Annotated in this window: 28 protein-coding genes and 1 pseudogene; 19 read left to right on the forward strand and 10 right to left on the reverse strand. The window is 48.6% G+C overall.

Going from position 1 to position 23,217, the window contains the following annotated elements; all coding sequences use genetic code 11:
* From ACPXV9_RS15450 to ACPXV9_RS15480, 7 genes and pseudogenes are all read left to right on the forward strand, one after another.
* Positions 1–155 (forward strand): annotated as a pseudogene (locus tag ACPXV9_RS15450) (malate dehydrogenase); the annotation flags it as partial.
* 106 nt (positions 156–261) lie between these two features.
* Entirely contained in the window at positions 262–732 is a 471-nt protein-coding gene (gene bcp, locus ACPXV9_RS15455; RefSeq protein WP_423898936.1) for a thioredoxin-dependent thiol peroxidase, read from the forward strand.
* Between the two features lie 147 nt (positions 733–879).
* Positions 880–1,317, forward strand: a complete 438-nt coding sequence (locus ACPXV9_RS15460) for a helix-turn-helix domain-containing protein (protein ID WP_423898939.1) — start codon at positions 880–882, stop codon at positions 1,315–1,317.
* A 183-nt stretch (positions 1,318–1,500) separates the two neighbouring features.
* A complete protein-coding gene (yajC, locus tag ACPXV9_RS15465) occupies positions 1,501–1,833 on the forward strand; it encodes a preprotein translocase subunit YajC (protein ID WP_423898941.1) in 333 nt (110 codons plus the stop codon).
* A gap of 93 nt (positions 1,834–1,926) precedes the next feature.
* Positions 1,927–2,928, forward strand: a complete 1,002-nt coding sequence (locus tag ACPXV9_RS15470; RefSeq protein WP_423898943.1) for a D-cysteine desulfhydrase family protein — start codon at positions 1,927–1,929, stop codon at positions 2,926–2,928.
* 52 nt (positions 2,929–2,980) lie between these two features.
* A complete protein-coding gene (locus tag ACPXV9_RS15475) occupies positions 2,981–4,306 on the forward strand; it encodes an alanine/glycine:cation symporter family protein (RefSeq protein WP_423898945.1) in 1,326 nt (441 codons plus the stop codon).
* A 17-nt stretch (positions 4,307–4,323) separates the two neighbouring features.
* The gene (locus ACPXV9_RS15480; protein ID WP_423898946.1) at positions 4,324–5,259 is read left to right on the forward strand and encodes a 5'-nucleotidase; all 936 of its coding nucleotides are present in this window, start codon (positions 4,324–4,326) and stop codon (positions 5,257–5,259) included.
* Here the strand turns inward: ACPXV9_RS15480 and ACPXV9_RS15485 are convergent.
* Positions 5,251–6,030, reverse strand: coding sequence for a sulfite exporter TauE/SafE family protein (locus tag ACPXV9_RS15485; RefSeq protein WP_423898947.1), 780 nt, complete (start codon positions 6,028–6,030; stop codon positions 5,251–5,253). The two genes, ACPXV9_RS15480 and ACPXV9_RS15485, sit on opposite strands and share 9 nt — an antisense overlap.
* A gap of 147 nt (positions 6,031–6,177) precedes the next feature.
* Here ACPXV9_RS15485 and cysB point away from each other — a divergent pair, with 147 nt between their 5' ends.
* A complete protein-coding gene (cysB, locus tag ACPXV9_RS15490) occupies positions 6,178–7,152 on the forward strand; it encodes an HTH-type transcriptional regulator CysB (RefSeq protein WP_423898949.1) in 975 nt (324 codons plus the stop codon).
* 124 nt (positions 7,153–7,276) lie between these two features.
* Positions 7,277–7,684 carry a hypothetical protein gene (locus ACPXV9_RS15495; protein ID WP_423898951.1) on the forward strand — a complete coding sequence of 136 codons (408 nt, stop codon included), beginning with the start codon at positions 7,277–7,279 and terminating at the stop codon, positions 7,682–7,684.
* A 69-nt stretch (positions 7,685–7,753) separates the two neighbouring features.
* Here the strand turns inward: ACPXV9_RS15495 and ACPXV9_RS15500 are convergent, their stop codons facing one another.
* Both ACPXV9_RS15500 and ACPXV9_RS15505 read right to left on the reverse strand, forming a co-directional pair.
* Positions 7,754–8,089, reverse strand: coding sequence for a hypothetical protein (locus ACPXV9_RS15500; RefSeq protein WP_423898953.1), 336 nt, complete (start codon positions 8,087–8,089; stop codon positions 7,754–7,756).
* 28 nt (positions 8,090–8,117) lie between these two features.
* The gene (locus ACPXV9_RS15505; RefSeq protein WP_423898954.1) at positions 8,118–8,846 is read right to left on the reverse strand and encodes a phosphoadenylyl-sulfate reductase; all 729 of its coding nucleotides are present in this window, start codon (positions 8,844–8,846) and stop codon (positions 8,118–8,120) included.
* 367 nt (positions 8,847–9,213) lie between these two features.
* Between ACPXV9_RS15505 and thrH the strand changes: the two genes are divergently transcribed.
* A complete protein-coding gene (gene thrH, locus ACPXV9_RS15510) occupies positions 9,214–9,831 on the forward strand; it encodes a bifunctional phosphoserine phosphatase/homoserine phosphotransferase ThrH (RefSeq protein ID WP_423898956.1) in 618 nt (205 codons plus the stop codon).
* 38 nt (positions 9,832–9,869) lie between these two features.
* Here thrH and pabB read toward each other — a convergent pair whose 3' ends face one another.
* Positions 9,870–11,216 (reverse strand): aminodeoxychorismate synthase component I, encoded by a 1,347-nt coding sequence (gene pabB / locus ACPXV9_RS15515; RefSeq protein ID WP_423898957.1) that lies wholly within the window; start codon positions 11,214–11,216, stop codon positions 9,870–9,872.
* A gap of 293 nt (positions 11,217–11,509) precedes the next feature.
* Between pabB and ACPXV9_RS15520 the strand changes: the two genes are divergently transcribed.
* From ACPXV9_RS15520 to ACPXV9_RS15530, 3 genes are all read left to right on the forward strand, one after another.
* Positions 11,510–12,526 carry an alpha/beta hydrolase gene (locus ACPXV9_RS15520; RefSeq protein WP_423898959.1) on the forward strand — a complete coding sequence of 339 codons (1,017 nt, stop codon included), beginning with the start codon at positions 11,510–11,512 and terminating at the stop codon, positions 12,524–12,526.
* Between the two features lie 104 nt (positions 12,527–12,630).
* Complete coding sequence (rraA, locus tag ACPXV9_RS15525; protein ID WP_423898960.1) at positions 12,631–13,119, forward strand: ribonuclease E activity regulator RraA; 489 nt, start codon at positions 12,631–12,633, stop codon at positions 13,117–13,119.
* Between the two features lie 5 nt (positions 13,120–13,124).
* Positions 13,125–13,529, forward strand: coding sequence for a secondary thiamine-phosphate synthase enzyme YjbQ (locus ACPXV9_RS15530; RefSeq protein WP_423898962.1), 405 nt, complete (start codon positions 13,125–13,127; stop codon positions 13,527–13,529).
* 9 nt (positions 13,530–13,538) lie between these two features.
* On the opposite strand, the gene ACPXV9_RS15535 is transcribed toward ACPXV9_RS15530, so the two are convergent.
* The 4 genes from ACPXV9_RS15535 to ACPXV9_RS15550 form a co-directional block, all read right to left on the reverse strand.
* On the reverse strand, positions 13,539–13,808 hold the full coding sequence (locus tag ACPXV9_RS15535; protein WP_423898964.1) for a hypothetical protein: 270 nt from the start codon (positions 13,806–13,808) through the stop codon (positions 13,539–13,541).
* A gap of 9 nt (positions 13,809–13,817) precedes the next feature.
* Positions 13,818–14,126, reverse strand: a complete 309-nt coding sequence (locus tag ACPXV9_RS15540) for a hypothetical protein (protein ID WP_423898966.1) — start codon at positions 14,124–14,126, stop codon at positions 13,818–13,820.
* The gene (locus ACPXV9_RS15545; RefSeq protein ID WP_423898968.1) at positions 14,126–14,470 is read right to left on the reverse strand and encodes a DsrE/DsrF/TusD sulfur relay family protein; all 345 of its coding nucleotides are present in this window, start codon (positions 14,468–14,470) and stop codon (positions 14,126–14,128) included. The genes ACPXV9_RS15540 and ACPXV9_RS15545 overlap by 1 nt, the downstream gene beginning before the upstream one ends.
* A 99-nt stretch (positions 14,471–14,569) precedes the next feature.
* Positions 14,570–15,253 (reverse strand): Bax inhibitor-1/YccA family protein, encoded by a 684-nt coding sequence (locus ACPXV9_RS15550; protein WP_423898969.1) that lies wholly within the window; start codon positions 15,251–15,253, stop codon positions 14,570–14,572.
* Between the two features lie 155 nt (positions 15,254–15,408).
* Between ACPXV9_RS15550 and ACPXV9_RS15555 the strand changes: the two genes are divergently transcribed.
* On the forward strand, positions 15,409–16,761 hold the full coding sequence (locus tag ACPXV9_RS15555; protein ID WP_423898970.1) for a serine hydrolase domain-containing protein: 1,353 nt from the start codon (positions 15,409–15,411) through the stop codon (positions 16,759–16,761).
* 7 nt (positions 16,762–16,768) lie between these two features.
* Here the strand turns inward: ACPXV9_RS15555 and ACPXV9_RS15560 are convergent, their stop codons facing one another.
* The gene (locus ACPXV9_RS15560; protein ID WP_423898972.1) at positions 16,769–17,692 is read right to left on the reverse strand and encodes an SdiA-regulated domain-containing protein; all 924 of its coding nucleotides are present in this window, start codon (positions 17,690–17,692) and stop codon (positions 16,769–16,771) included.
* Between the two features lie 509 nt (positions 17,693–18,201).
* On the opposite strand from ACPXV9_RS15560, the gene ACPXV9_RS15565 reads away from it, so the two are divergent.
* Together ACPXV9_RS15565 and ACPXV9_RS15570 are read left to right on the forward strand one after the other, a co-directional pair.
* Positions 18,202–18,477, forward strand: a complete 276-nt coding sequence (locus ACPXV9_RS15565) for a YiaA/YiaB family inner membrane protein (RefSeq protein WP_423898973.1) — start codon at positions 18,202–18,204, stop codon at positions 18,475–18,477.
* A complete protein-coding gene (locus ACPXV9_RS15570) occupies positions 18,477–19,163 on the forward strand; it encodes a PspA/IM30 family protein (RefSeq protein ID WP_423898975.1) in 687 nt (228 codons plus the stop codon). Before ACPXV9_RS15565 ends, ACPXV9_RS15570 begins: the two co-directional genes overlap by 1 nt.
* On the opposite strand, the gene ACPXV9_RS15575 is transcribed toward ACPXV9_RS15570, so the two are convergent.
* Entirely contained in the window at positions 19,160–19,912 is a 753-nt protein-coding gene (locus tag ACPXV9_RS15575; RefSeq protein WP_423898977.1) for a helix-turn-helix domain-containing protein, read from the reverse strand. The genes ACPXV9_RS15570 and ACPXV9_RS15575 overlap by 4 nt on opposite strands.
* Positions 19,913–20,131: 219 nt before the next feature.
* Between ACPXV9_RS15575 and ACPXV9_RS15580 the strand changes: the two genes are divergently transcribed.
* The 3 genes from ACPXV9_RS15580 to ACPXV9_RS15590 form a co-directional block, all read left to right on the forward strand.
* Positions 20,132–21,469, forward strand: a complete 1,338-nt coding sequence (locus ACPXV9_RS15580; protein ID WP_423898979.1) for an acyltransferase family protein — start codon at positions 20,132–20,134, stop codon at positions 21,467–21,469.
* 59 nt (positions 21,470–21,528) lie between these two features.
* Complete coding sequence (locus ACPXV9_RS15585; RefSeq protein WP_423898981.1) at positions 21,529–22,185, forward strand: esterase/lipase family protein; 657 nt, start codon at positions 21,529–21,531, stop codon at positions 22,183–22,185.
* The coding region (locus tag ACPXV9_RS15590; RefSeq protein WP_423898982.1) for a phospholipase D-like domain-containing protein at positions 22,157–23,217 on the forward strand (1,061 nt) is incomplete at its 3' end. The genes ACPXV9_RS15585 and ACPXV9_RS15590, both read left to right, overlap by 29 nt.

Genomic DNA, 23,217 nt, shown 5'->3' on the forward strand with positions numbered 1-23,217 from the left:
GCCTGATCTACGGCTACCCATGTACCTGTAAAGACGGCGACTGGACCATTGTTCAAGGTATCGAGCTGAATGACTTCTCTAAAGGCAAGATGGCTGCTACCGAAACCGAGCTGAAAGAAGAGCGTGACGCAGTTAAAGATCTGCTGCCTTCTTAATTCACGGTTCGACCGAGAAAAGCGCGGCTTGTCCGCGCTTTTTTTTGCCTGTATTTTCTCGTGTTAGTCGAGAAACGTAAAAACAACTCAAACACCGAGGTTACCTGTGAGCTACCCCAAAATTGGCAATATGGCGCCTGCCTTTACGCTGCAAAAGCAAGACGGTGAAAAAGTCAGTCTCAAAGACTACCGCGATAAGAAAAATGTGGTCCTATACTTTTATCCAAAAGCGATGACACCCGGCTGTACCACACAGGCGTGCGGAATTCGTGACAGCATCGACATTTTTGATGAGCTGGATACCGTAGTATTAGGTGTCAGTCCGGACCCATACCCACGATTGCAGAAGTTTATTGACAAGCAGCAGCTTAATTTTGATCTACTCTCGGATGAAGACCATGCTATTGCTGAGAAATACGGCGTATGGGGGCTGAAAAAGTTTATGGGCCGTGAATTTATGGGAATTCTTCGCACAACCTTCATTATCGGAATGGATGGCCGCCTGAAATGTGTTTTGGACAAATTCAAGACCAAAACACACCACGATGATGTGATATCCGTGCTCAAAGAACTTTGATTCCGGCAATGGGTGCGATTGGAGAATTTTATCAGAATATGGCATCCTTGAGGTTTGACCATGACCACAGTCCTCACTTCGTTCATGGAACAACCAGATCCAATCGCAAAAGCTGAGAAAGTAATAGCAGAGTAAAGAGGTGTCTTTGTGGCGCAGCTGCACGAACAACTGATGTATAACGGCTCGGAAGAAGGGCCCTATGAAGACAAGATAATCGCCTATAAAGATTATCTTGAGGCGGCACAGCTGCCTGAGCTCACAGGCATAGCCGCGCGGGTTATGGATTCACTGACACAGCGTGTCGGTTCAAGCGGCTTATCCGCTACCCACATCGCTGCTGATCTGAATATTTCCAAACGTACTTTACAGCGCCGTTTGCAGCAACAAGGGTTGAGTTTTACTGAGCTGCGTGATCGTGCACGATTTAATTATGTGTTGCCGCTATTGGTTGCCAATGAGCTGAGTATTGATCGTCTGTCAGCCATGCTGGATTTCTCGGATAGGACCAGTTTCACTCTGGCCTTTAAGCGCTGGACAGGTCTGTCACCCAATACTTTCCGTAAATTGTTCCGCGATTACGTCTGATTCTGCAGTAATCGGTCGATCTTCTAAAAGCCCCTTCTTTCGGGGCTTTTTTTGTATCGAATTTTTGTATCGAAAACTTCCATTCACGTTCCAGACCAACCCTGCTTGAGATCATTGCCTGCCGTTTTTAAAAAGGGTAGAGTTCGGTTCTCGCTAACACTTTGATACAGAAAAGGAAAATTAATGGGATTCTTTATTCCTGCCGCTATGGCTCAAGCTTCTGCTCCTGCCCCTGAAGCCAACCCAATGGTAACCCTGGTTATGTTTGGCGGCCTGTTCGTCTTTATGTACCTGTTTATTATTCGCCCTCAGCGCAAGCGCCAAAAAGAGCACGACGAGCTGGTTGGCTCCATCAACAAAGGTGATGAAGTCGTTATGAGCAGCGGCATGCTGGGCAAGGTTGTTAAAGTGGATGATACCTATCTGGTACTTGAAACCGGTAACGACATCGTACTGAAATTTCAGAAGATTGCCGTGCACGCTGTTTTGCCAAAGGGCACCATCAAGTCCATTTAATGACATAGCGTCAGGCTTGTGTGAAAGGCAGCAAATTTTGCTGCCTTTTCTTTTTGTGCTTCTATTGAAGGGATCAATTAACGGATTACTTGTATGCCTTTGCCCAATCCTCCCCGCATTAAACTGGCGCAGACGCCAACGCCCTTACAGTTCTTGCCGAGAGTTTCAGAAAATCTGGGAATTGATATCTGGATAAAACGGGATGATATGACCGGCTCTTTGCTCTCTGGCAACAAGGTTCGCAAGCTGGAATACACCGTCGCTCAGGCACAAGCTGAAGGCTGTGACACCCTTATTACCTGTGGAGGCCTGCAGTCAAATCACTGTCGGGCCACAGCCGCGGTTGGCGCTCAACTCGGGTTGAAAGTGGTTTTACTGCTGCGTGGCCCGGCTGATGATATCGACGGTAATTTTTTACTCGATAATTTGCTGGGTGCTGATATCACGGTATTGAATGCATCGGAGGATCACCGTCGCCTGCCTGAACTGATGCAGCAAAAGGCCGAGCAGCTCAGAAAACAGGGGCATCAACCATTTATTATTCCCGTTGGGGCCAGCGATGGCATTGGTCTTTGGGGGTATCTCAATGCCGCAGCAGAGCTTAAACAGGATCTGAGTCGTGAAGGTCTGAGGCCATCCCATATTGTTTGCGCCACCGGTTCAGCGGGTACTCAGGCGGGATTGACTCTGGGTGCCCACATTCATGGCTTACCATGTCAGGTTATCGGTATGGCAGTCTGTGATGATGAAGCCTATTTCCAGCAAAAGGTCAGAGCCGATATCCAGCAATGGCAACAACACAGTGGTGTTGAGCTGGATTTAAATCAGCTCGAAATACTTGTAGACGACAAGTATATTGGCCCCGGGTACGCCAAAGCCGGGCCCGAAGTGTTTGCAACCATCGCCTGGCTGGCTAAAACCGAAGGGATCCTGCTGGACCCGGTCTACACCGGCAAAGCATTTCATGGCCTTGTGCAGGAAATTCGCAGCGGTCGTTTCCGTGACTCTAATGCCATTGTGTTTGTGCACACCGGAGGCACATTTGGCGTGTTTCCGTATCGTCACAAGTTTACGGCCGAGTACACGGATCAATAATTACTGTTACAAATATTTTCACCATAAACATAACGCAGAATAAGGTGTCGACATGGAGCTTTTAAGTCAAATCAGTGGCCTGGTGTGGGGCCCCTACATGTTGTTGTTGATTTTGGGGACTGGCGCGCTGTTAATGGTGCGTTTGGGCGGGATGCCGATCCTTAAAATCGGCTACGGCTTCAAACAATTATTTAAGGGTAGGCAAGGCCAAGGGGAGGGTGATATTACGCCCTTCGGCGCGCTGATGACGTCATTGTCTGCCACCATAGGTACCGGAAATATTGCCGGTGTTGCCACGGCTATCGGTCTTGGTGGGCCCGGTGCGTTGTTCTGGATGTGGTGCAGTGCCCTGGTGGGCATGGCCACAAAATATTCTGAAGCGGTGTGTGCCGTCCATTTTCGCGAAACCGATGACAAGGGCGACCATGTTGGCGGCCCCATGTACTACATTCGCAATGGTCTTGGACCCAAGTGGGGCTGGCTGGGCGCTTTATTTGCTGTGTTTGCCGCCTTTGCCGGATTTGGTATCGGCAACAGTGTTCAGGCCAACTCGGTTGCGTCTGCCCTGAATAACACCTTTGATGTTGATGCCAAAATCACCGCTGTGGTGATGATGATTCTGGTAGGACTGGTATTGCTGGGTGGTATTCGCAGAATTTCCGAAGTGGCTACCCGATTGGTACCATCCATGGCGGTACTTTACATCGTCGCAGGCCTGCTGGTCCTGATCCTCAATGCCGGAGCTCTGCCTGATGCCATTGTGCTGGTGTTTGTTAGCGCCTTTTCCTCGGAAGCCGTGGGTGGCGGTGCCGCCGGAACTGCGGTGATGCTGGCCATTCAATTTGGTGTTGCACGGGGTGTGTTTTCCAATGAGGCCGGTCTCGGCAGTGCCCCCATTGCCCATGCCGCAGCCAAAACCGACAGTCCCGTCAGGCAAGGTACTATTGCCATGCTGGGAACCTTTATCGATACGCTCATTATTTGCTCCATTACCGGGCTGGCCATTGTTGTCACAGGCGTCTGGTCGGGTGAAGCCAAAGGCGCTGCCATGTCCCAGGCGGCCTTTGCCAGTACCTTGCCATTCGGTGATGTCATCATCTCTCTCGGACTCTGTGTCTTTGCTTTTACCACGATCCTGGGCTGGAGTTACTACGGAGAACGCTGTGCTGAATATCTGCTTGGTACCCGGGTGATTGTTCCTTACAGGGTTCTCTGGGTGATTGCTGTTGGCATCGGTGCGGTGACTGATCTCGATGCCGTTTGGCTGGTTGCCGATATTCTCAATGGCATGATGGCAGTGCCCAACCTGATAGGCTTATTGCTGCTGTCCGGTTTGGTGGCCAAACTTACTAAAGATCATTTTGCACAGAATCCATAAGGTTAAGGCGGACTTCTATGACCAAAGGTTTTGGTGACAAGCTGGTAGTAGCGATATCCTCCCGGGCGCTGTTTGATCTGGGGGATAGCCATACGGTGTTTGAACAGGATGGTCTGGAAGCCTATTCCCACTACCAGATAGACCATGAAAACGATTTACTGAAACCCGGCGAAGCCTTTGCCATGGTCAAAAAGCTGCTGGCCATTAATGAGCGGCTTGAGGGCCAACCCCGGGTTGAGGTCATATTGCTGTCGCGCAACAGTGCCGATACCGGGCTGCGGGTCTTCAATTCCATAGAGCACTATGGCTTATCTATTTCCCGGGCAGCTTTCTGTGGTGGCGAAAGTCCATATCGCTACGTGGCGCCATTTGGGTGTCATTTGTTTCTGTCTACCGATGCTCAGGACGTTCGCGACGCCCTGGATAACGGTGTGGCTGCAGCGACTCTGATGGCCTCGACCAGCCAGAGCCACAGCAACGATGAACTGCGCTTTGCCTTTGACGGCGACGCGGTATTGTTTTCTGACGAATCCGAGCGCGTCTATAAAGAACAGGGCTTACAGGCATTCGCAGAAAAAGAAAAGGCCGCTGCCATGACCCCCATGAGTGGTGGACCATTTAAAGCGTTCCTTGGGGCCTTACAAGGCTTGCAGAAAGAATTTGAAGGGGACAGTAGTCCCATTCGTACAGCATTGGTTACCGCGCGCTCAGCACCGGCGCATGAGCGGGTTATCCGAACCTTGCGCGCGTGGGATATCCGCATTGACGAATCCCTGTTTCTGGGCGGACTCAGTAAAGGCGAGTTTCTGAAAGCCTATGGGGCCGATGTCTTCTTTGATGACCAGCAAAGTCACTGCGAATCGGCACGTAATCATGTTGCCACAGGTCATGTACCCCATGGGGTTGCCAATGAGCAACCCAATATCAACAATTCGGAGACGGAATCAGAATAGAGCAAATTTGGCGCCCAATACCATTAGAATCAGGGCCAGAATGGGCCTCAAAACGTTACTGGGTAAACGTGCGCCAATTTTGGTTCCAACATGCACCGCAGGCAATGAACCGACCAGCAGGCAGGCCAGTAACAGGAAGTCTACATTACCCAGAAAAATCAGGTGCCCCAGGCCGGCAATCAAGGTCAGAGGTACTGCATGAGCAATATCGGTTCCGACAATATTCAACGCCTTCAGGCGAGGATAGAGTACCAGCAGAATAGCGGTACCGATGGCCCCGGCACCGACCGATGTCAGTGTGACAAAGACCCCAAGAAAGACCCCCATAAACACAGTGAGAGGTTTTGAGTGGGACTGCATGAATCCCTTGGTTTCACCGGGGTTGGAATTACCCTGAATCCTGTCTTTAAAGATTAATACAAGCGCGGTAAAGATAAGCATAAACCCAAGACTGGAGGTCAGCAGAGGGCCATAGTCATCGGCGCCGGTAAAAACTCGGTCGAGCAAAAAAGCGGTGAGAAGGGAGGCTGGAATACTGCCGGCCCCCAGATAGAAAACAATATCCCAGCGAATCGTTCTCTGGCGGTGGTGAGCTGCCACGCCCGCGGCTTTGGTAATAGCCGCGTAGAGGAGATCGGTACCGATCGCGATATGGTAGGGAAATCCCATGAGAATCAGCAGTGGCGTCATCAGTGAACCGCCACCGACACCGGTAATACCAATTGCCAGGCCGACTGCAGCTCCGGACAGTATGTAGAGCAGGATTTCCATAGAGATTATTGTCGTACCGGGCAAGAAATTTTTAAGAAGAAAAAGCTTTGAAAAGCTTGGCAAATATACGCATTCCTAACTATTCTGGAAAAGAATATTTTTGCATATTTTTATAATCTAAAACTGATATTCAACCTTGGAGGTTTTATGAAGCTGCAGCAGCTTCGCTACATTTGGGAAGTAGCACACCACGACCTGAATGTTTCCGCGACGGCCCAAAGTCTGTATACGTCGCAACCCGGCATCAGCAAGCAGATACGGCTACTGGAAGACGAACTTGGCGTTGAGGTCTTCTCCCGTAGCGGCAAACACCTGACCCGAATCACTCCCGCCGGTGAGGCCATTCTAAAAACTGCCGGCGAAATTTTGCGCAAGGTTGAAAGCATTAAACAGGTGGCACAGGAGTTCAGCAATGAGAAGAAGGGCAGCCTCGCTCTCGCCACAACCCACACGCAGGCCCGCTACGCCTTACCCGATGTAATCCAGACGTTTATAGGGCGCTATCCCGAGGTGTCACTGCACATGCACCAGGGAACGCCGATGCAGATTTCAGAAATGGCTGCCGATGGTACCGTCGATTTCGCCATTGCAACCGAAGCGCTGGAGCTGTTCAGTGATCTGATTATGATGCCCTGTTATCGCTGGAATCGATCCATTATTGTGCCAAAGGATCACCCCTTGTGTCAGGTTTCCCAGTTATCACTGGAGGATGTGGCAGAGCATCCGATTGTCACTTATGTATTCGGTTTTACCGGACGCTCAAAACTGGACGAAGCCTTTATAGAGAAGGGTTTGGCGCCCAAAGTGGTGTTCACTGCAGCCGATGCCGATGTCATTAAAACCTATGTGCGCCTGGGGTTAGGCATTGGTATTGTCGCGTCCATGGCACACGACCCCGAGCTTGATAGTGATCTGGTATCGCTCGATGCCAGCCATCTGTTCCAGTCAAGCATCACCAAGATTGGTTTCCGTAGAGGCACTTTCTTACGGGGCTATATGTACGAATTTATCGAATTGTTTGCCCCTCATCTGACCAAAGACATTGTTTCTCAGGCTTTGAGCTGCCACTCCAAAGCGGAGCTGGAGGAGCTTTTCTCCCATCTGGAGCTTCCCGTCTATTAAGTCTGTGACTGGTGTCTTGGTCTTCTACCCAATGACACCAGCCAATGTCTAAAAACTTGCACCATTTAACGGTTTTGTGCGCCTTCTGTTACTAAACTGCCTCTGTAAGTAGGAGGTAGTGAGTATGATGACCCGAGCAGAATTGATAACGACCCTGATTTCAGGTGTTGGCGTTGTATCCATGACCGTGATGGCGACTCTTTATTGGGCTGGCGAAGCCGGAAGAAGCACCTCAAACAACATCGTTGTGGGTGCGATTTCAGAGCGACAGCTATACGAACTCAGTGATGCTTTTTTTACCTGTAGGGACCAAATCGGGCAGGCAGTACCTTACAAAGTGCGTAACATCAATGTTGATTCACATTCGAGCCGTTACCAGCAGGACAAGAATGCTCATTTTGTTGTGATTGATCTTGAAGTAGTCGAAAAGCCGGGCAGCTTTTATTCAAAATCCAATTATGACGCCAAAATATATTGTCAGGTTTCTGCCGCCAGTAACGAAGTCACCAGTTTTAGAATGACCAGAGGCTAGAAGACGTAAGTGAGGGTCGAACAGGAGAGGGGATAAGAGTGGCCAGCATCGCCGGCCACCGGGCATAAATCAGATAAAGTCCAAATCCGGATTATCGTTCATGATTTCCTGAACTTCTTCCGCCTCAGAAGTCTTCTGATTGAGGATTTCCTTGGCGAATTTGAAGTAAACCGTATAGACCACAGGCTCTTTGCCATCTTCTTCAACCACGAAAAACGGTGCACGCTCTACATTGAGTTTGGCCGCCAATTGCATACCAGCACTGTCTGAATCCCGCTCGTCAGCGGTCAGTACCTCATCGATGAACTGCATCTGATCGTTAGTTTCCAGCTTTTCCAGAACATCGGCACATTTCTTACAGGGTGTGCCATCAGCCAGAATTTTCTTTACCAGTGTAATCTTCATAATTCTCCCCTGAGCCTGATGCTCGCTATCAGGATTCTATATTGGTCTGGTGCAGACCACATTCTTTTTTGGTTGCTGCTTCCCACCACCAGCGACCTTCACGCTCGTGCTGGTTAGGCCCGACAGGGCGGGTACAGGGCTCGCAACCAATGCTGATGTAACCCTGATCATGGAGCGCGTTGTAGGGAACATCGTTATAACGAATGTAATCCCAAACCTGTTTTGAACTCCAGTTAGCCAAAGGGTTGAACTTGGTCAAAGTTTCTTCCGGGCGGGCAAACGCCTTATCATTCTGGATGACTGGAATCTGTGCGCGGGTACCCGGGCTCTGGTCTTTGCGCTGGCCGGTAATCCAGGCGTCCACTTCCAGCAGCTTGTTGCGCAATGGTGTGATTTTACGGATACCACAGCACTCCTGATGGTTATCTTCATAGAAGCTGTAGAGGCCTTTTTCCGTCACCAGTTTACGAACAGCCTCACCGTTGGGGCTCAATACTTCAATATTGAGGTTGTAGCGTTTCCGCACCTGTTCAATAAACTGGTAGGTTTCGGCGTGCAAGCGACCGGTATCCAAGCAGAACACTTCAATATCCGGTCGAATCTTATGGGCCATATCAACCAGAACAACATCTTCTGCGCCGCTGAAAGACAGGGCTATATTATCAAATTCGCCCAGAGCGAATTCCAGAATTTGCTGAGGAGTCTGGTCCTGCAGCTTGGCGTCTAGATCGACGGTATTAAGCAGTTGGCCGCTCATAGTGATACCTTGTATTAACCGATATGTCTGAGGGGGCGGAGAATAGCAGACCTTTTGATAACATAAAAATAAACAAGAGCAATACAGTTATAACCAATTGTTAGGCCATCCTGAAGCTATCCCGATTTACCATGAAACCAATCAATTATCCGGCTAACCACTGATTACTAAACAGTCACAGAGGCTGCTTTACAAACAAAATTCTGCCGAATTCAATCTTATATAGTGCCAAGCTAAAGTTTTTTATCACGAGTTTCACGTGAATCTGCTGCTTGACAGTGCTGTCACACATGGCTTGCGTGCACTCAGACAACAGGGTAGATTGCCTGCAAAATTAACCATCACCATTTATTTTAGGAGTGCATCTGTGGAACTGGCTTGCCTTGACCTTGAAGGGGTTCTGATTCCAGAAATCTGGATTAACTTTGCTGAAAAAACCGGAATTGAAGCCCTCAAGGCCACAACCCGTGATATCCCTTGCTACGACGAGCTGATGACCATGCGCCTTGCCGAGCTGGAAAAGCACAATCTGGGTCTCAATGAAATTCAGGAAGTGATTGCAACCCTGAGCCCGCTCGAAGGCGCCAAAGATTTTATTGATTGGTTGAGAGAGCGCTTTCAGGTCATCATTTTGTCTGACACCTTTTACGAGTTCGCCGGCCCACTGATGAAACAATTGGGCTATCCAACCTTGTTGTGTCATAAGCTGACCGTTGATGACTCGGGCAAAATCACCGATTACAACATTCGTCAGGCCAACCCCAAGCGTCAGTCTATCGTTGCTTTGAAGTCGCTTTACTACAGAACCATTGCCGCCGGTGATTCATACAACGACACCACCATGCTGGCAGAAGCGGATGCCGGCATTCTGTTTCATGCCCCGCAGAATGTGATTGAAGAATTTCCACAGTATCCGGCCGTTCACACCTACGAAGATTTGAAACAAGAATTTATCAAGGCCAGTGTGCGTAATCTGAGTTTGTAATCGGATAATAACCACCCTGATTTTCAGGGTGGTTATTGTTACAGCTCAACTCGACTGAATTTCCGCTTCAGCGTCTCAATCAAGATACCGATTTTATTCAACGACTCCTCGTACTCACCGGCTGGGCTGGAATCGGCCACAATGCCGCCGCCACCCCAGCAATAGAGCTTATTGTCATCCGCGATCAAGGTACGGATGGCGATGTTCATATCCAGCGCTCCATCAAAACCGATATAGCCGATACTGCCGCAATACACAGATCGGCGACTGGCCTCAAGTTCTTCAATAATTTCCATGGCTCTTTTCTTGGGGGCTCCGGTGATAGAGCCGCCGGGAAAGCAGGCTTTAAGCAGATCCGTTGCCGAAACATCCGCTAATTTTTGCCCGGTAATGGTACTCACCAGATGATGTACATTGGCGTAACTTTCCAATTCAAACAATTTCTGTGTCTGGACCGAGTGGGGCGCACATATCTTACTGAGATCGTTGCGAAGCAGGTCGACGATCATCAGGTTTTCAGCCCGGTCTTTTTCACTTGTCAGCAGAGTTTTGGCCAGTTGTTGATCCTGCGCGGGGGTTTCCCCTCTGGGCAGGGTACCCTTGATGGGTTTGGTGGTGATGTGCCCGAATCTGTCGGCACTTAGAAAACATTCGGGAGACAGTGACAGCAGCACGGCATTGTCCGTCTCCATATAACATGAATACTGAGAGGGCAGTGCCTCTCTTAACGCCAGATAAGCGGCATAACAGTCGCCTTGGTAGTTCATATCAAAGCGCTGGGCGAGGTTAACCTGATAACAGTCACCGGCCAGTATGTAATCCTTGATTTTCTCAACAGATTGCAGGTGTCTCTGCTCCGAGATTTGTGGCTGTACGCCCTTCAATTCAAAATTGCCAGTCGTTTTTATTGGTATTGGGTTTGTAAAACGGCTGATCAAATCGGAAAAGACATCTTCAGGAACACTGGCCTGAGCCACCAGTACCGATTGCTGACGATCGTGATCCTGTATCAAAACCCAGTCATAGATGCCCATCAATGCATCGGGGATATCAAAGTCGGCATCAATGGTTTTGGGCTGGGTCTGATTGAAACGCCCCAAGTCATAACCGATATACCCAATGGCACCGCCACAAAACGGCAAATCGGAATCTTGGGTAGTCTTGTTAAGATCAAGGGCTTGTTGCAATTGAATCCAGAATTCATTCGGCCCCAGAGCATCACTGTCTACTTGTGTGGATGGGGCTGCGCTGATGAAATCAAATCGCCCCCGGCTTTGCCTGGGTTTGCCACTGTCGAGCCAGACGGGCCAAGCCAAATCTCGGATGGCTTCGAAATAAACCTGGCTGTTTTCCTGATAACAAATAGAGACGCGGCGCAGTGTCATAAGAAAGTGGTCTTAATGCTGTAGGCTTTCACGGTGTTGATGTCTGTAAGACTCCGAAAGTCGCAAAACGGCGCCATTTTACCGGGAAACCTTCTGCAATACATGCACTTAATTTTTTCGTTTGTTTTTTATTCGCTTTAAGCAAAAAACAATTAAAGCAATAACGACGGCCGGTTTTCAGTCACAAATAGTTTAACAGTCATGACTGATTGAACAGGGTTTGAACAGACTGAATTAGCACTGTGACATATAATTCAACCCTGTAAATCAAGTTGTAGTAGGGAGCTTTTGGTATGAAAAGCAGTAGCCGACTTTTCCCCGTCCAATTGGCCAGCGCCGAAGTGGTCGGCTCACTGGCTGAAGATGTGTATTCCATCAAACCGCAGAATAGCACCGATAAATCCGTACAGATTGCGGTAACACATCTTTCTCCTCTTCCCGCTTCAACGCCTCAGGAACCTCCCAAAAACAGTTGGTGGATGCGTGCCAAAACGGCAAGTAGTCCGCGCCTGAAGCCAGCCTTGATTCTTTTACACGGCTGTTATCAAAATCGCCGCCTCTGGTTTTCAGAAACCAACTGTCAGTTGGTCAACGAGCTTATTTCGCAGGGATTTGATGTCTGGTTAATGGAGCAGCGAGGACATGGTATGTCCCCCCAAAATCAGGCATTTGAACGAAACACCTTGGACGACTGCGCCAGATATGACATACCGGCCGTCAATGCGTTTGTAACGGAGAAGACCGGAACCAAACCCTCATGGGTTGGCTATGGCGAGGGAGCAGGGGCTTTATTGCTGGCACTCGGCTGCGGCGCACTGAAGCGGGAAACCGTAACCCATGTCACCGGCATCGGCAGCCCATTTGTTTCAGAGTTCAGAGCCAAGCTGCCACTGTCCAACTGGCTGTCAGGCCCTCTGCAATTAACCCCCACGCAGAATTTGCAGCGAGGGCCAGAAATTGAAAACAGTCACCTGTTGAAACAGCTACTCAAAGAAAGCGCATGGCCCGGTATTCGAGGGGAGGCCATGGGTATCAACCTGTGGCATGAGTTGGCACAACTTGAGATTCCACTCTATTGGCTTGCTGCTGGCAGTGAACTGGGCAAACTGGATTCGGGTCTCCGCGAACTGCACCGAAAAGGCATGCTCGAGGTTTCACAAGTGCTACTTGATATCGAGCAGCTGTTGCCAGAAAAAATACAGGATACCTTGGCGGACACGCGCAATATCGCGCTATTGATGGATGCGGTTTCCAGCTCTGTCAGTACTATGTGGCAGGGCGAGACCTTTATAGCTGCGAGCAGTAATTAACCGTCACAGGTCTTCCACTTTGCTGGCTATCAGCTAGACAGACATCATGCTGCTGGTTATATTGCGGGGCTTCAAAATCTGCTTGTAACCCTCAGGAGTCAATCTTGGAATACCTAACCCCCGATTTATGCGACGAATACCCGGATCTGGTCAGTGTTGTTGAGCCCATGTTCAACAATTATGGCGGAAGAGCTTCCTTTGGTGGTGAAATTGTTACCATCAAGTGTTTTGAAGACAACTCACTGGTGAGAGAGCAGGTGGCACAGCCGGGCAAAGGCAAGGTTCTGGTTGTGGATGCCGGTGGCTCAATGCGTCGAGCCTGTCTGGGAGATATGCTGGCAGAAAAAGCGGTTGCCAATGGTTGGGAAGGCATTCTGATGTATGGCTGCATTCGCGACGTTGATGCCATCGGTGCATTGGATCTTGGGGTACAGGCCCTGAATACTCACCCAATGAAGACAGAAAAGCGTGGACTGGGTGATTTGAATGTCGACGTCACTTTTGGCGGCGTCACATTTGTTCCAGGCCAATACCTCTATGCGGACAACAACGGTGTGATTATTTCCCCACAGCCGCTGAGTATGCCGGACTGAGTGCTGTGATTGATTCGCTGAGCATATCCGTTGCAGGGCAGGGACTACACGACATCACTCGGCAGGTCGAGCGAAGTGTTGCCCAGACGGATATGAGCGAGGGCCTTTGCACAGTATTTATCCAGCATACTTCGGCCAGCCTTCTGGTTCAGGAAAGCTATGACCCCTCTGCCAGGCACGATCTTGAAAACTGGTTAAACCGCCTCGTACCGGAAAATGATCCACTCTACACGCACACCCTGGAAGGGGCTGATGATATGCCCGCGCATATTAAATCAGCTCTCACTGCGGTATCTATCGGCATTCCCATTATCGGTGGGCAGTTGGCTTTAGGGAGTTGGCAGGGGCTTTATTTGTGGGAACATCGCCACAATCCCGGAATCCGCACTGTCATTGTTCACATCGGCTGATGCCTGAGTTCAATTCCAACTGATGGAATTGTCATGTTCAGTGCACAATTTAACGAAGCCGGAAAAGTTTACGACAGTAAACTGCGTTTCAGAGTATCGCTTCGGTGGTGGGCTTTTATCCAGCCAATAGAGTTTTGCACCGATTTTCAGCAGTTTTTGCCAGTCTTCAGGATGAATTGAGTCAGAATCACAATCGCGGAATAGCACCGAATCTGTATCAGCGATCAAGCCATTACATTGGCTCAAGGCACTCGGGTTACTGATGATATGCAACGCCATTATCGGATCCTAAAAACTGAAGACATGGCGAGCTTCAGAGATTAGGTCCTGCAACTCGCCATCGGAAATTGGCCTTATCGCCTCTGACCAAACACAGGCACTGGGTGCCCGCTGGGGAGAGTGCAGGTAACCCTGGGCCAATTCCATCAGTACTACCTGTGACAGAGGGCTGCTTTGGTCGCTCACGCAGCGTCCAGCCATTCCAGTCAGGATGTAGCCCACCTTCTGGCCAAACAAAGAACAACCCAGCAGTGCCGTCACAGCCTCATTAAATGCACCAGAACCCGGTTCACTGCGAATGATATAGAGAATATCCATCAATTGAATGTCACCAGCCGATCTGACTGAATACCGGCATCAACCAGCTGGCCAAGTCCAGACACAGTAAAACCGTTAAATGTCTCAGGGACAGCGTCCATGTTCCCAAACAGGCCACGTTTATCCGCCGAAGTACTGCATAGCACCAAATCAACATCGGAACTGGCTGCTAAGGTTTGCCACTGTGGCGCACAAGCCGCATCAATCCCGCCGCACAAAGTAGCATCCCCATAGAAAAACACCCGATAAAGTTGATGCCCTTCAGCAATGACGGCTCGCGCAAATGACAAAGCTGAATCCGTATCAGGACCCGGAGTGGCTGTGACTAGTAGGGAGATATTCAAAGTGATTACCGGGTAGGGTGTTGGAAAGTGGTGAAGTATACAGGCAAAAAAAAGCCCCGCGAAAGCGAGGCTTCGTTTAATCAGTGAGTAATACTCGTTTTAGTCGTCACCACTGACCGCACCCAGAATGTGCAGCAGACTAACAAACAGATTGTAAATGTTCAGGTACAGAGAAACGGTGGCCATAACGTAGTTGGTCTCGCCACCATTCACAATGCGGCTGGTGTCGTACAGGATGAAACCGGACATCAGCAGAACAATCGCACCACTGAGTGCCAGCTGAGCCATTGGCATATGCACACCGAAGAAACCCGCAACGATCATGGCCACTGCTGCCAGCAACACCACAATCAAACCGGTCATCAAAAAGCCCCGCATAAAGCTGAAGTCTTTTTTGGTGGTCAGTACGTAGCCAGACAGAGCAAAGAATACCATCGCCGTGCCGGCCAATGCCTGAAAGATGATCTGCGAGCCGTTGGCAGTTTGCAGATAGTAATTGATGGTTGGCCCCAAAGAAGCGCCCAGTAACGCGGTAAAGGCGAACACTACATAAATACCGCTGGCGGAATTGGCGGTTTTAGGCAGTACAAACCACACCAATGCAATGGCTACCAGATTCATAATTAAGGCCACACCGTGCCCAAGGTTCATGGCCATGGAAATACCACAGGCAACCGCACTGACTGCCATGGTCATGGCCAGCAACATGTAGGTATTTTTCAATACCTTGTTTGTGGATACGACAGCCTGTTGTTCCTGGCTCTGAGTGTAAATTTCCTGCATTTCATTCTCCATTATGCTTGGATGTTTGTTGGCTCCATTTTTACCATAGAAAAAGGGCCCGGTAAAAGTCTTTTTATGAGGCTTAACCTTTTGTTTTTCAAGGGGTATTGGTACCTTAATCCCCAGAATATAACCCCATAAAAATAAGGAAAATCATGTTTAAGCGTCTGACCGTCGTCGGCCTCATTGCTCTGTTGCTATTGACCGCCACTGTGCAGCTCAATCCGACAGCAAAAACCTATCTGTCATCTGCTCCAGCCATGATGACTGGCATGGGTGCCAAACTGGCTTGTTCCGCTCGCTACGTCTCCGGTTTCACAGTCGATCGTGCTCGAGCAGATCTGCTTTCTTACTCGCCGTTGTTGGCGTTGCTGTCATTGAACTATGACGACCAACGGCAACAAGCCAGTGCCTCTCTTTTGGGTTTAAAAACCACAAAAGCCCAATATCGCAAGGGCATTGGATGCAGTCTTAATATTGGCGACACCGCTCATTTGGACAACCTGACCGTGCCATCGGTTCAGGATTTGCCATCAGCTTGGCCTCGGGGTAATTCAACACCCGATATTGATACGGATTTGCAACAATTGCTGGATCAGATTTTGATCCGAGATAACCAACAGGGCCTTAATACACGAGCCTTGGCGCTTATCCATAAAGAAAGGCTGGTGGCTGAGTCCTACGGTCAGGACATCACCAATAAAACCCAGTTACTGGGGTGGTCGATGGCCAAAAGCATTGCTGCCATAACCATTGCCACACTCGAAGCCGACCAGAAGATACTTACGGATGAAACCAATCTCTTTGCCGCCTGGCAAGGTGACAAAAGAGAGCAGATTACGCTCCGGAGCCTGATGACCATGACTTCCGGACTCAATTTTAAGGAAGATTACCAACCCGGAGCGGACGCAACCAATATGCTGTTCGCCGCCCACAGCGCTTCTGATTATGCACTGCAATCAGCAGCAGAATTTACCCCGGGCACACATTGGTCCTATTCGTCTGGGACCAGCAATCTGTTATCAAGGTTGATTCACGATCGTTTGGGTGAGGACACCCAAACAACCATCAATTACCTGCACATGCGACTGCTTCAACCCCTCGCCATGGCAGACACCACCATGGAACTGGACTCCAGTGGCGTTCATGTCGGCAGCTCTTACGTTTATGCCAGTGCCCGGGACTGGGCTCGGATGGGGCAATTAATGTTGGCCGGGGGCAGTTTAAATGACCAGAGGATTATTGCTAAGGATTGGGTGAAGCGGGCAGTTGAACCTAACCGTTCAAAGAATGATCAGCGTTATGGATATCAGTTCTGGTTGAACCAAGGCGGCCAACAACTTCGCTGGCCTGATCTCCCTGAAGACAGCTATGCGGCACTGGGCAACCGCAAGCAGGTGGTTATGATAATCCCGTCAAAACAGGCTGTGATTGTTCGCCTTGGCTGGACTGAGGGCAGTTATCCAACCAACGATAATATTGCCGAGATACTCAATGCCATACCTTAAACCCTGATTACAGCTTTCTCTCGAAGCGATAGATAAGATTGGGCTCGCTGACTATATGAATACTGCGATCGGGCCCAATCGCTATTCCTTCAGCCTGTGGAACCGCTGTGGTCAAGCCATGAAATCCCGAGTCCAACTCCAGATAGCTTATGGTTTTGCCATCTGGTGTGACTTCAGCCAAAACCATCGACTCATCGCTGAGCAATAACAGGTTTCCAGTGATGTCATCCAGAAACAATCCAGACAAGTCATCAATGGGCAATTTGTTTACATTTATCTCCGGGTGCTCTTCAATGCGAAGTGCCGAGCCATCTTGCAGTAGACCATGGACCGTCAGCAGCCGCATGGGGTCCCGTTCACGAACCACATAAATAATGTCATCGCGGCTATTGACCGCAATCCCTTCAAACCCCTTATTGTTGCCACCTCCGGTATTCAGGGTGACTCTTTTTAGTTCGTGTTTGTCCAGCTCAGTGGTGTAATCATCAATAACGGCAATGACAATGGATTGATCTCGCTCATCGGCGATCACCATTTGGCCATTTCCGGCAAAACTCAGTGCCTCGGTATCAGTAAAGTTTTTTAACGTAACTGTCCGAACAATCTGATAGTTCTCATCCAGTTCAAGCAAACGCTGTGGGCTGTTCAATATTGCCCAGAAGCTGGCGGTCTCTGGGTTGTAGGTGAGTCCGGAAAGGTTATCTTGCACTTCAGGGATTTCAGCCATAGCTTCGAGCTGATAGTTGTTGAGCCAGACGGATTCTTTTTTCACATTGGCTGGTGTGAACCATTCGCGCCAGGTCATAGAAAATCGGTCTTCAATATCCCAGGTGTGAAGGGCAGTTTGGCCTGCCAGAAGTACCCCAGCTACAGCAATGGATTTCCCCAGCAGGGTCATATTTTTGATCGGATTAATGATTGATGCAGACACGATTTCTATTCTGAGGCGATTGAATGAACTCTTTTAGTCCCTCGGGTCATCAAAAAGTTCATGTAAGCGATTGAATAGAAATAAAAAAAACCCGACGTCTGGGGGAGAGCATCGGGTTTAATCTGGAATTAACAGTAATTAATTAAAAATCAGATAGTTATCGGAGTTGCTGTAGTTATTTTCACTATTTTTTCAATATATTTTCAAAATACAGTGTTTTACAGTAGAAGATAAAATTGACATAAACGACTATTGAAAAGATCAGGCAGAGTGTCATAAACAGCTTTCAAAAGTTAGGACTGATGGCACTTAATTCAACAAAAAGATCATGCTGTCTAAAATATGGGCAAGTTCCAAGCCGGCTCATTCATCTCAGTGTTTTTGTTAATTGGGTCTTAATAGTTCAAAAAAATAATGCCTGAAGGTCTAAAATCTTGGACTATCGTTAGTTGAATTGAGCTTCTGTCCATTTTATTTAACCTTGCCTCACATTCATTGAGGAGACGGTTATGGATCCCTACGATATTCAAAGTAATTCATCAGGCTGGATGTTCTTTGTTAAGGCGAGTTTTGGAGTTTCATTGGTTGCGGTCGCGCTTGGTATTGTCTTTATGCCTGCGGATCTGTTGATAAAGGGCTACTTCTCCCTTTGCTCCCTGTTTCTAATCAGCTCAACAATCACTTTGGCTAAAACCATGCGCGATGAGCACGAGTCAAATCGGCTGATCAATAAGGTTAGTGAGGCCAGAACCAGCAAGATGATTAATGAGTTGGGGGATAAATAATGAATATCCTCCAAAAGCTTGGAACGATAACTCGCGGCACAGTACGTGAGACTGCTGAAGTTATAATCGATAAGAATGGGCATACAATTATGGAGCAGGAGATAGTTGATATCGAGCGTTCGATATTGATGCACAAAACGACTCTGGCGGAGCTCCTGGCATCAAAATCACAGTTGGCTCGTGAGTCAGATACCGTGAAAGCGCTGATTCAAAAGCGAGAAGGGCAGGCGCGACGATTAATCTCAGATGAAGAAAGCTCTGACCTGCTTGAAGATGTTGTCCGGGAAATTGCGGATCAGGAGATGATTCTCGAAAAATTGGCTCAATCTTGCTCAGGTATTGAGAGGCGAATTCTCAAGTTAGAGGGCACCTTGAATAAAGCCGTTCTGGAAGTTGCCAACTATCGACGTGAGCTAAGAGTCGCCCGTGCCCTGCATATCAATGGTCATAGTCTGCCCAAGCAGGTGGGATTGACGCAGCACTTTAGCCAGCTCAAAGAAACTCATGCAAGGCTTGTAGGCGTTCAAGAGTACAAGGAAGACTGTGACGAAGCCTGGGGGGAGATGTCATCAAGACTTGAAGGTAAAAGCCTTGATGCCCGATTGGAAGCGGTGGATCAGAGTGATCACCAGATTCGTATCCAGCAAATCCATAAGAGGCTTAAGATTGAGGCGGGTCAGACTTAGAAGATTTTGTCGTTCGGCTCCCGCCGGAGTTCTTTGAATACACTGAATTCCCAGGCGCGAATGGCAAGAACAAGGCTGCTACCAAAACGATCATCTAGAGGGAGATTGGAGTCCTCGGTTTGAAGTTCGTTGAACTCGCTGACTAGGTTCTCCATTTTCTTCTCAATGCGTTTATGAGATTCGCGTGAAAGCATACCGCTCATGAAGGAGAGCTTCTCACCCGCATTGGTGAAGCTTGAGCGGAAGAAATCCTGCTGTACCTCTGTTCGGAAATACTTTTGAACAGGGCCATCGTCCCGCCACCTGAAATTACTCGTGACATTTAAGCGAATGCGGTTAAGAGGTAACAGTTCGATCAGTTTCAGCCGATCTAACTGAGCCATCAGCTGTATACATTCCGTTTTACTGATCTTGTAGGTACTGACGATATCATCGAATGACCAGTAATGAAGGACACAAATACTGGCCAGCAGCAATTTAGGGTCACTGACGATGGTCTTTTCTTGCTCAACAGTCAGCTGCTCTACCTTGCTTTGGGAGAGCTCCATTTTCTTCACCAGCTCCGTGAAGCTGATTCCGGCAATGTCACACAACTGCTCAAGCCTATCCAAGGAGGTGTTCTGCTCTGAAAATAGGCGCTTAATGCTGTTCTCTGATAAATCCAGTTGAGAGGCAATCTGCTTATAAGTGATGCCGAGGGCCTTAAATTCCCTTTTTAAGGTTCCTAGTAGTGCTGCTGCTTGAGCCATTCATTCCTCACAAAAGGCTTAATTTTTGATGCCTGTGGGCCAGAAATATAGCCTATTTTGATTAATGGTTGCATCATTTGTGGCCGAATCGATATGTTTGAGTTGTAAATTTGACTGCTGGGCGACGCACTTCACACATGTGGTACTGTTAAGAAACTTGGCCGCTCAGTAAGGAAACCACCATTCACCGACTGGGTTATCACAATTTTGGAGGACACAATGAGCATATGGACTACCGCTCAATCCATGGCGGATAAGACGCCCGCTGATCGTAATCGATACGTCGATTTCTTAAGAGCACTATCAATCTTTTTTGTGATTATTGGGCATTGGCTCATTGCTACGGCCGTATTTGATGAAAGTACTGGGGCACTAGTCCCCGTTGATGTACTCAGCGCCATACCCGCTACCCAATGGTTAACCTGGTTGTTTCAGGTTATGCCTATCTTCTTTATCGTCGGCGGTTACTCCAATGCGATATCCATCGAAAGTGCAAAAGCTAAAAATCAGAGATACGGTGAATGGCTATCTGGGCGACTGCATCGTTTGTTGACCCCACTACTGTTGTTGGTGGTCGTTTGGGCTTTGCTTTCAGTAATAATGTACATCGTTGGCGCTCAACCGGAAACCATCACCTTTGCCTCTAAAGCAGCCTTGGTGCCTACTTGGTTTTTGGCCATCTATACGATGATTGTTCTCTTGGCTCCTGCCAGTTACGCGTTTTGGCGTCGTTACGGCTGGGCATCCTTGGCTGTGTTCATCGGCCTTGCCATAGTAATGGATGTGCTGTTCTTTCAATTTGATATCAAGTGGCCAAGCTGGAGTAACTACTTCTGGGTGTGGCTGGCTGTCCATCATCTTGGTTTTGCCTGGTTCGACGGCAAGTTGGGTAAGCCCGTTGTGATGTTGGCAATCGCCATAGCGGCTATCGGGATCTTGGGCTACATCATTTTTAATGGTCCATACCCGCTGGCCATGGCAGGCTCACCCGATAAAGCGGTCAGTAATTCGTTGCCGCCCAAGGTGTCTTTGATCATTCTCGGTATCGCTCAATTTGGTTTGCTTCACGCGATTCAAAAGCCCATGCAAAAGCTCTTAGCTGGCCGAACAGCTTGGTCGCTCACTGTGCTAGTTAACTCCATGATCATGACCGTTTATTTATGGCACATGACAATCTTGATTTTGGCCTTTGGTGCGTCTTATTTGAGTGATGGCTTTGGTATGAATTTGGTTGCAGGCTCCGAAGGATGGTGGCTCAGTAGACCTCTGTGGATTGGTGTTTTGGCCGCCTTCTTGATTCCGTTGGCTTTGGGTTTGTCGTTTTTGGAGCGCCTACCAAAACCTGATGGGCCGACACTTTCAACATTCCGATTGGTCTTTGGTGCTTGCTTGTCAGGATTGGGAATCGCCTTAGCATCTCTAAAAGGCTTCAATGGGGATCCAACATCCATCTTTGCCTGGTCAGCGATTATTCTCTTGATCGCAGGGTGTTTAACCTGTGGTATTCGATTACTGCCTAAATCCCAAAACTCTTCAATCCAGGCTGCTGAAAGTTGATCCGTGTATATCCCCTTTTGTCTCTGCTCTTTATTACTGCAGGGGCGAAGGCTTCCTGTGTGATTCTTCTGCACGGACTCTTGCGATCACCAGCTTCCCTGAATCAGCTAGAACAGGCTTTGCGCCAAGAAGGGTACATAACCGTTAACCAGGGTTACCCCTCCAGGGATTATCCAATCGAAGAGTTGGCTCCGATTGCAATTGATCCGGCCTTGGAACACTGCCCGGAAGGTTCGGATATCAACTTCGTAACCCATTCGTTGGGCGGCATTTTGGTTCGCCAGTATGCCAGCCTAAATCACATCCCCAATCTGAAGCGAGTCGTTATGTTAGGCCCTCCTAACAAAGGCTCCGAAGTGGTAGACGAGCTGGAAGGTTTTTATGGCTTTGAATGGATCAATGGCCAAGCGGGGCTTCAGTTAGGCACTAGTAAAACCAGCGTTCCCAACCAATTAGGCGCTGTGAATTTCGATCTGGGCGTAATTGCAGGCAACAGAAGTATCAATTGGATTCTGTCCGGCCTCATTCCAGGTGAGGATGATGGCAAGGTATCTATAGAAAGCACCAAAATTGACGGCATGAATGAGCATCTTGTCTTGCCTGTAAATCATGCGATGATGATGGATAACGAATCAGTAATTAAAGCCGTTATCCTCTATCTGGAACAGGGACACTGGAGCACTCAAAATGACATCTCTACAAGGACGTTGCCGTAAGGGCCTTCTCGCGGTCATTTTCTTTGCTATTTCTGCTGTTTGCTTGGCGGCCGACTCCGAACTCTCTCCAAGCCCATTTGACCGTCTGACCCATCAATTCGAAGAGAAGGCGGGTGTTCATCTTTTGGAATATGGTGAAGATGCCCTGATGGCTCGCGCGTGGCTGACCAGCCAAAGCACTAAGAGTATTGATGTTCAGTACTTTATTTGGAGTACGGACAATATTGGGATATTGGCTGGAGAAGCTCTGCTGAGCGCGGCGGATAGAGGTGTTCAGGTTCGAGTCCTTGTAGACGACTTATTAATCGATGCCGAGAATAAAACCATACTTGTTCTCGACGCGCACCCCAATGTTCAAATCAAAATTTATAACCCCAATTACAACGTAGGCACTAACGCTGCTGGACGAATGTTCAATATCCTCAAGGATTTTCGCGGCATCAATCAGCGTATGCATGACAAGGTCGCTATCTTTGATGGCGTCGTTGGGATCACCGGTGGCCGTAATATGGCCGATGAGTACTTCGATTACGATCATCACTACAATTTTAGAGATAGGGACGCATTAGTTGTTGGTAGTCCTGTTGCGGCCATGTCAGAGAACTTTAATGAGTTTTGGGGTAGTGAGTTTGCTATGCCTGTATCCGATATCTTTGCTGATATGGAGATTTCGACAAAGGATGTCGAATCACACTACCATGCGTTGCGAGCCTATTCGAGTGACCCAGAGAATTTCGAGCCTGAGATCAGGGCAATTATTGATGGTTACGATGAAGCCTTTGCTGAAACGCTGAGAAAAATCACGGTAGCGGATATCGAATTCATCAGTGATCACCCCGGTAAAAATAATTTCTCTACTTTGGGCGGGGGCAGCATCACCAGTGACAGGTTGCTAGCGGACATATTGGCGGCCAAGGAGTCGATACTGATTCAGAGCCCTTATTTGATATTGTCTGATGACTTAATTGAGGTTTTAGCAGGGCTTATACACAAAGGCGTATCCGTCACCATCTCAACCAATTCACTGGCATC

It is taken from the genome of Candidatus Pelagadaptatus aseana, assembly GCF_040362265.1.
GTDB lineage: Bacteria > Pseudomonadota > Gammaproteobacteria > Pseudomonadales > Cellvibrionaceae > Pelagadaptatus > Pelagadaptatus aseana.

What these genes read in the sequence shown, in the direction of transcription:
- ACPXV9_RS15535 (WP_423898964.1), bottom strand. Translation starts at nt 13,808, where the DNA reads ATGGCGTTGCATATCATCAGTAACCCGAGTGCCTTGAGCCAATGTAAT.
- ACPXV9_RS15565 (WP_423898973.1), top strand. Translation starts at nt 18,202, where the DNA reads ATGGATCCCTACGATATTCAAAGTAATTCATCAGGCTGGATGTTCTTT.
- ACPXV9_RS15550 (WP_423898969.1), bottom strand. Translation starts at nt 15,253, where the DNA reads ATGCAGGAAATTTACACTCAGAGCCAGGAACAACAGGCTGTCGTATCC.
- ACPXV9_RS15475 (WP_423898945.1), top strand. Translation starts at nt 2,981, where the DNA reads ATGGAGCTTTTAAGTCAAATCAGTGGCCTGGTGTGGGGCCCCTACATG.
- ACPXV9_RS15485 (WP_423898947.1), bottom strand. Translation starts at nt 6,030, where the DNA reads ATGGAAATCCTGCTCTACATACTGTCCGGAGCTGCAGTCGGCCTGGCA.
- ACPXV9_RS15580 (WP_423898979.1), top strand. Translation starts at nt 20,132, where the DNA reads ATGAGCATATGGACTACCGCTCAATCCATGGCGGATAAGACGCCCGCT.
- ACPXV9_RS15470 (WP_423898943.1), top strand. Translation starts at nt 1,927, where the DNA reads ATGCCTTTGCCCAATCCTCCCCGCATTAAACTGGCGCAGACGCCAACG.
- ACPXV9_RS15555 (WP_423898970.1), top strand. Translation starts at nt 15,409, where the DNA reads ATGTTTAAGCGTCTGACCGTCGTCGGCCTCATTGCTCTGTTGCTATTG.
- ACPXV9_RS15505 (WP_423898954.1), bottom strand. Translation starts at nt 8,846, where the DNA reads ATGAGCGGCCAACTGCTTAATACCGTCGATCTAGACGCCAAGCTGCAG.
- ACPXV9_RS15575 (WP_423898977.1), bottom strand. Translation starts at nt 19,912, where the DNA reads ATGGCTCAAGCAGCAGCACTACTAGGAACCTTAAAAAGGGAATTTAAG.
- cysB (WP_423898949.1), top strand. Translation starts at nt 6,178, where the DNA reads ATGAAGCTGCAGCAGCTTCGCTACATTTGGGAAGTAGCACACCACGAC.
- ACPXV9_RS15520 (WP_423898959.1), top strand. Translation starts at nt 11,510, where the DNA reads ATGAAAAGCAGTAGCCGACTTTTCCCCGTCCAATTGGCCAGCGCCGAA.
- ACPXV9_RS15500 (WP_423898953.1), bottom strand. Translation starts at nt 8,089, where the DNA reads ATGAAGATTACACTGGTAAAGAAAATTCTGGCTGATGGCACACCCTGT.
- pabB (WP_423898957.1), bottom strand. Translation starts at nt 11,216, where the DNA reads ATGACACTGCGCCGCGTCTCTATTTGTTATCAGGAAAACAGCCAGGTT.
- ACPXV9_RS15480 (WP_423898946.1), top strand. Translation starts at nt 4,324, where the DNA reads ATGACCAAAGGTTTTGGTGACAAGCTGGTAGTAGCGATATCCTCCCGG.
- ACPXV9_RS15495 (WP_423898951.1), top strand. Translation starts at nt 7,277, where the DNA reads ATGATGACCCGAGCAGAATTGATAACGACCCTGATTTCAGGTGTTGGC.
- ACPXV9_RS15540 (WP_423898966.1), bottom strand. Translation starts at nt 14,126, where the DNA reads ATGGATATTCTCTATATCATTCGCAGTGAACCGGGTTCTGGTGCATTT.
- yajC (WP_423898941.1), top strand. Translation starts at nt 1,501, where the DNA reads ATGGGATTCTTTATTCCTGCCGCTATGGCTCAAGCTTCTGCTCCTGCC.
- ACPXV9_RS15570 (WP_423898975.1), top strand. Translation starts at nt 18,477, where the DNA reads ATGAATATCCTCCAAAAGCTTGGAACGATAACTCGCGGCACAGTACGT.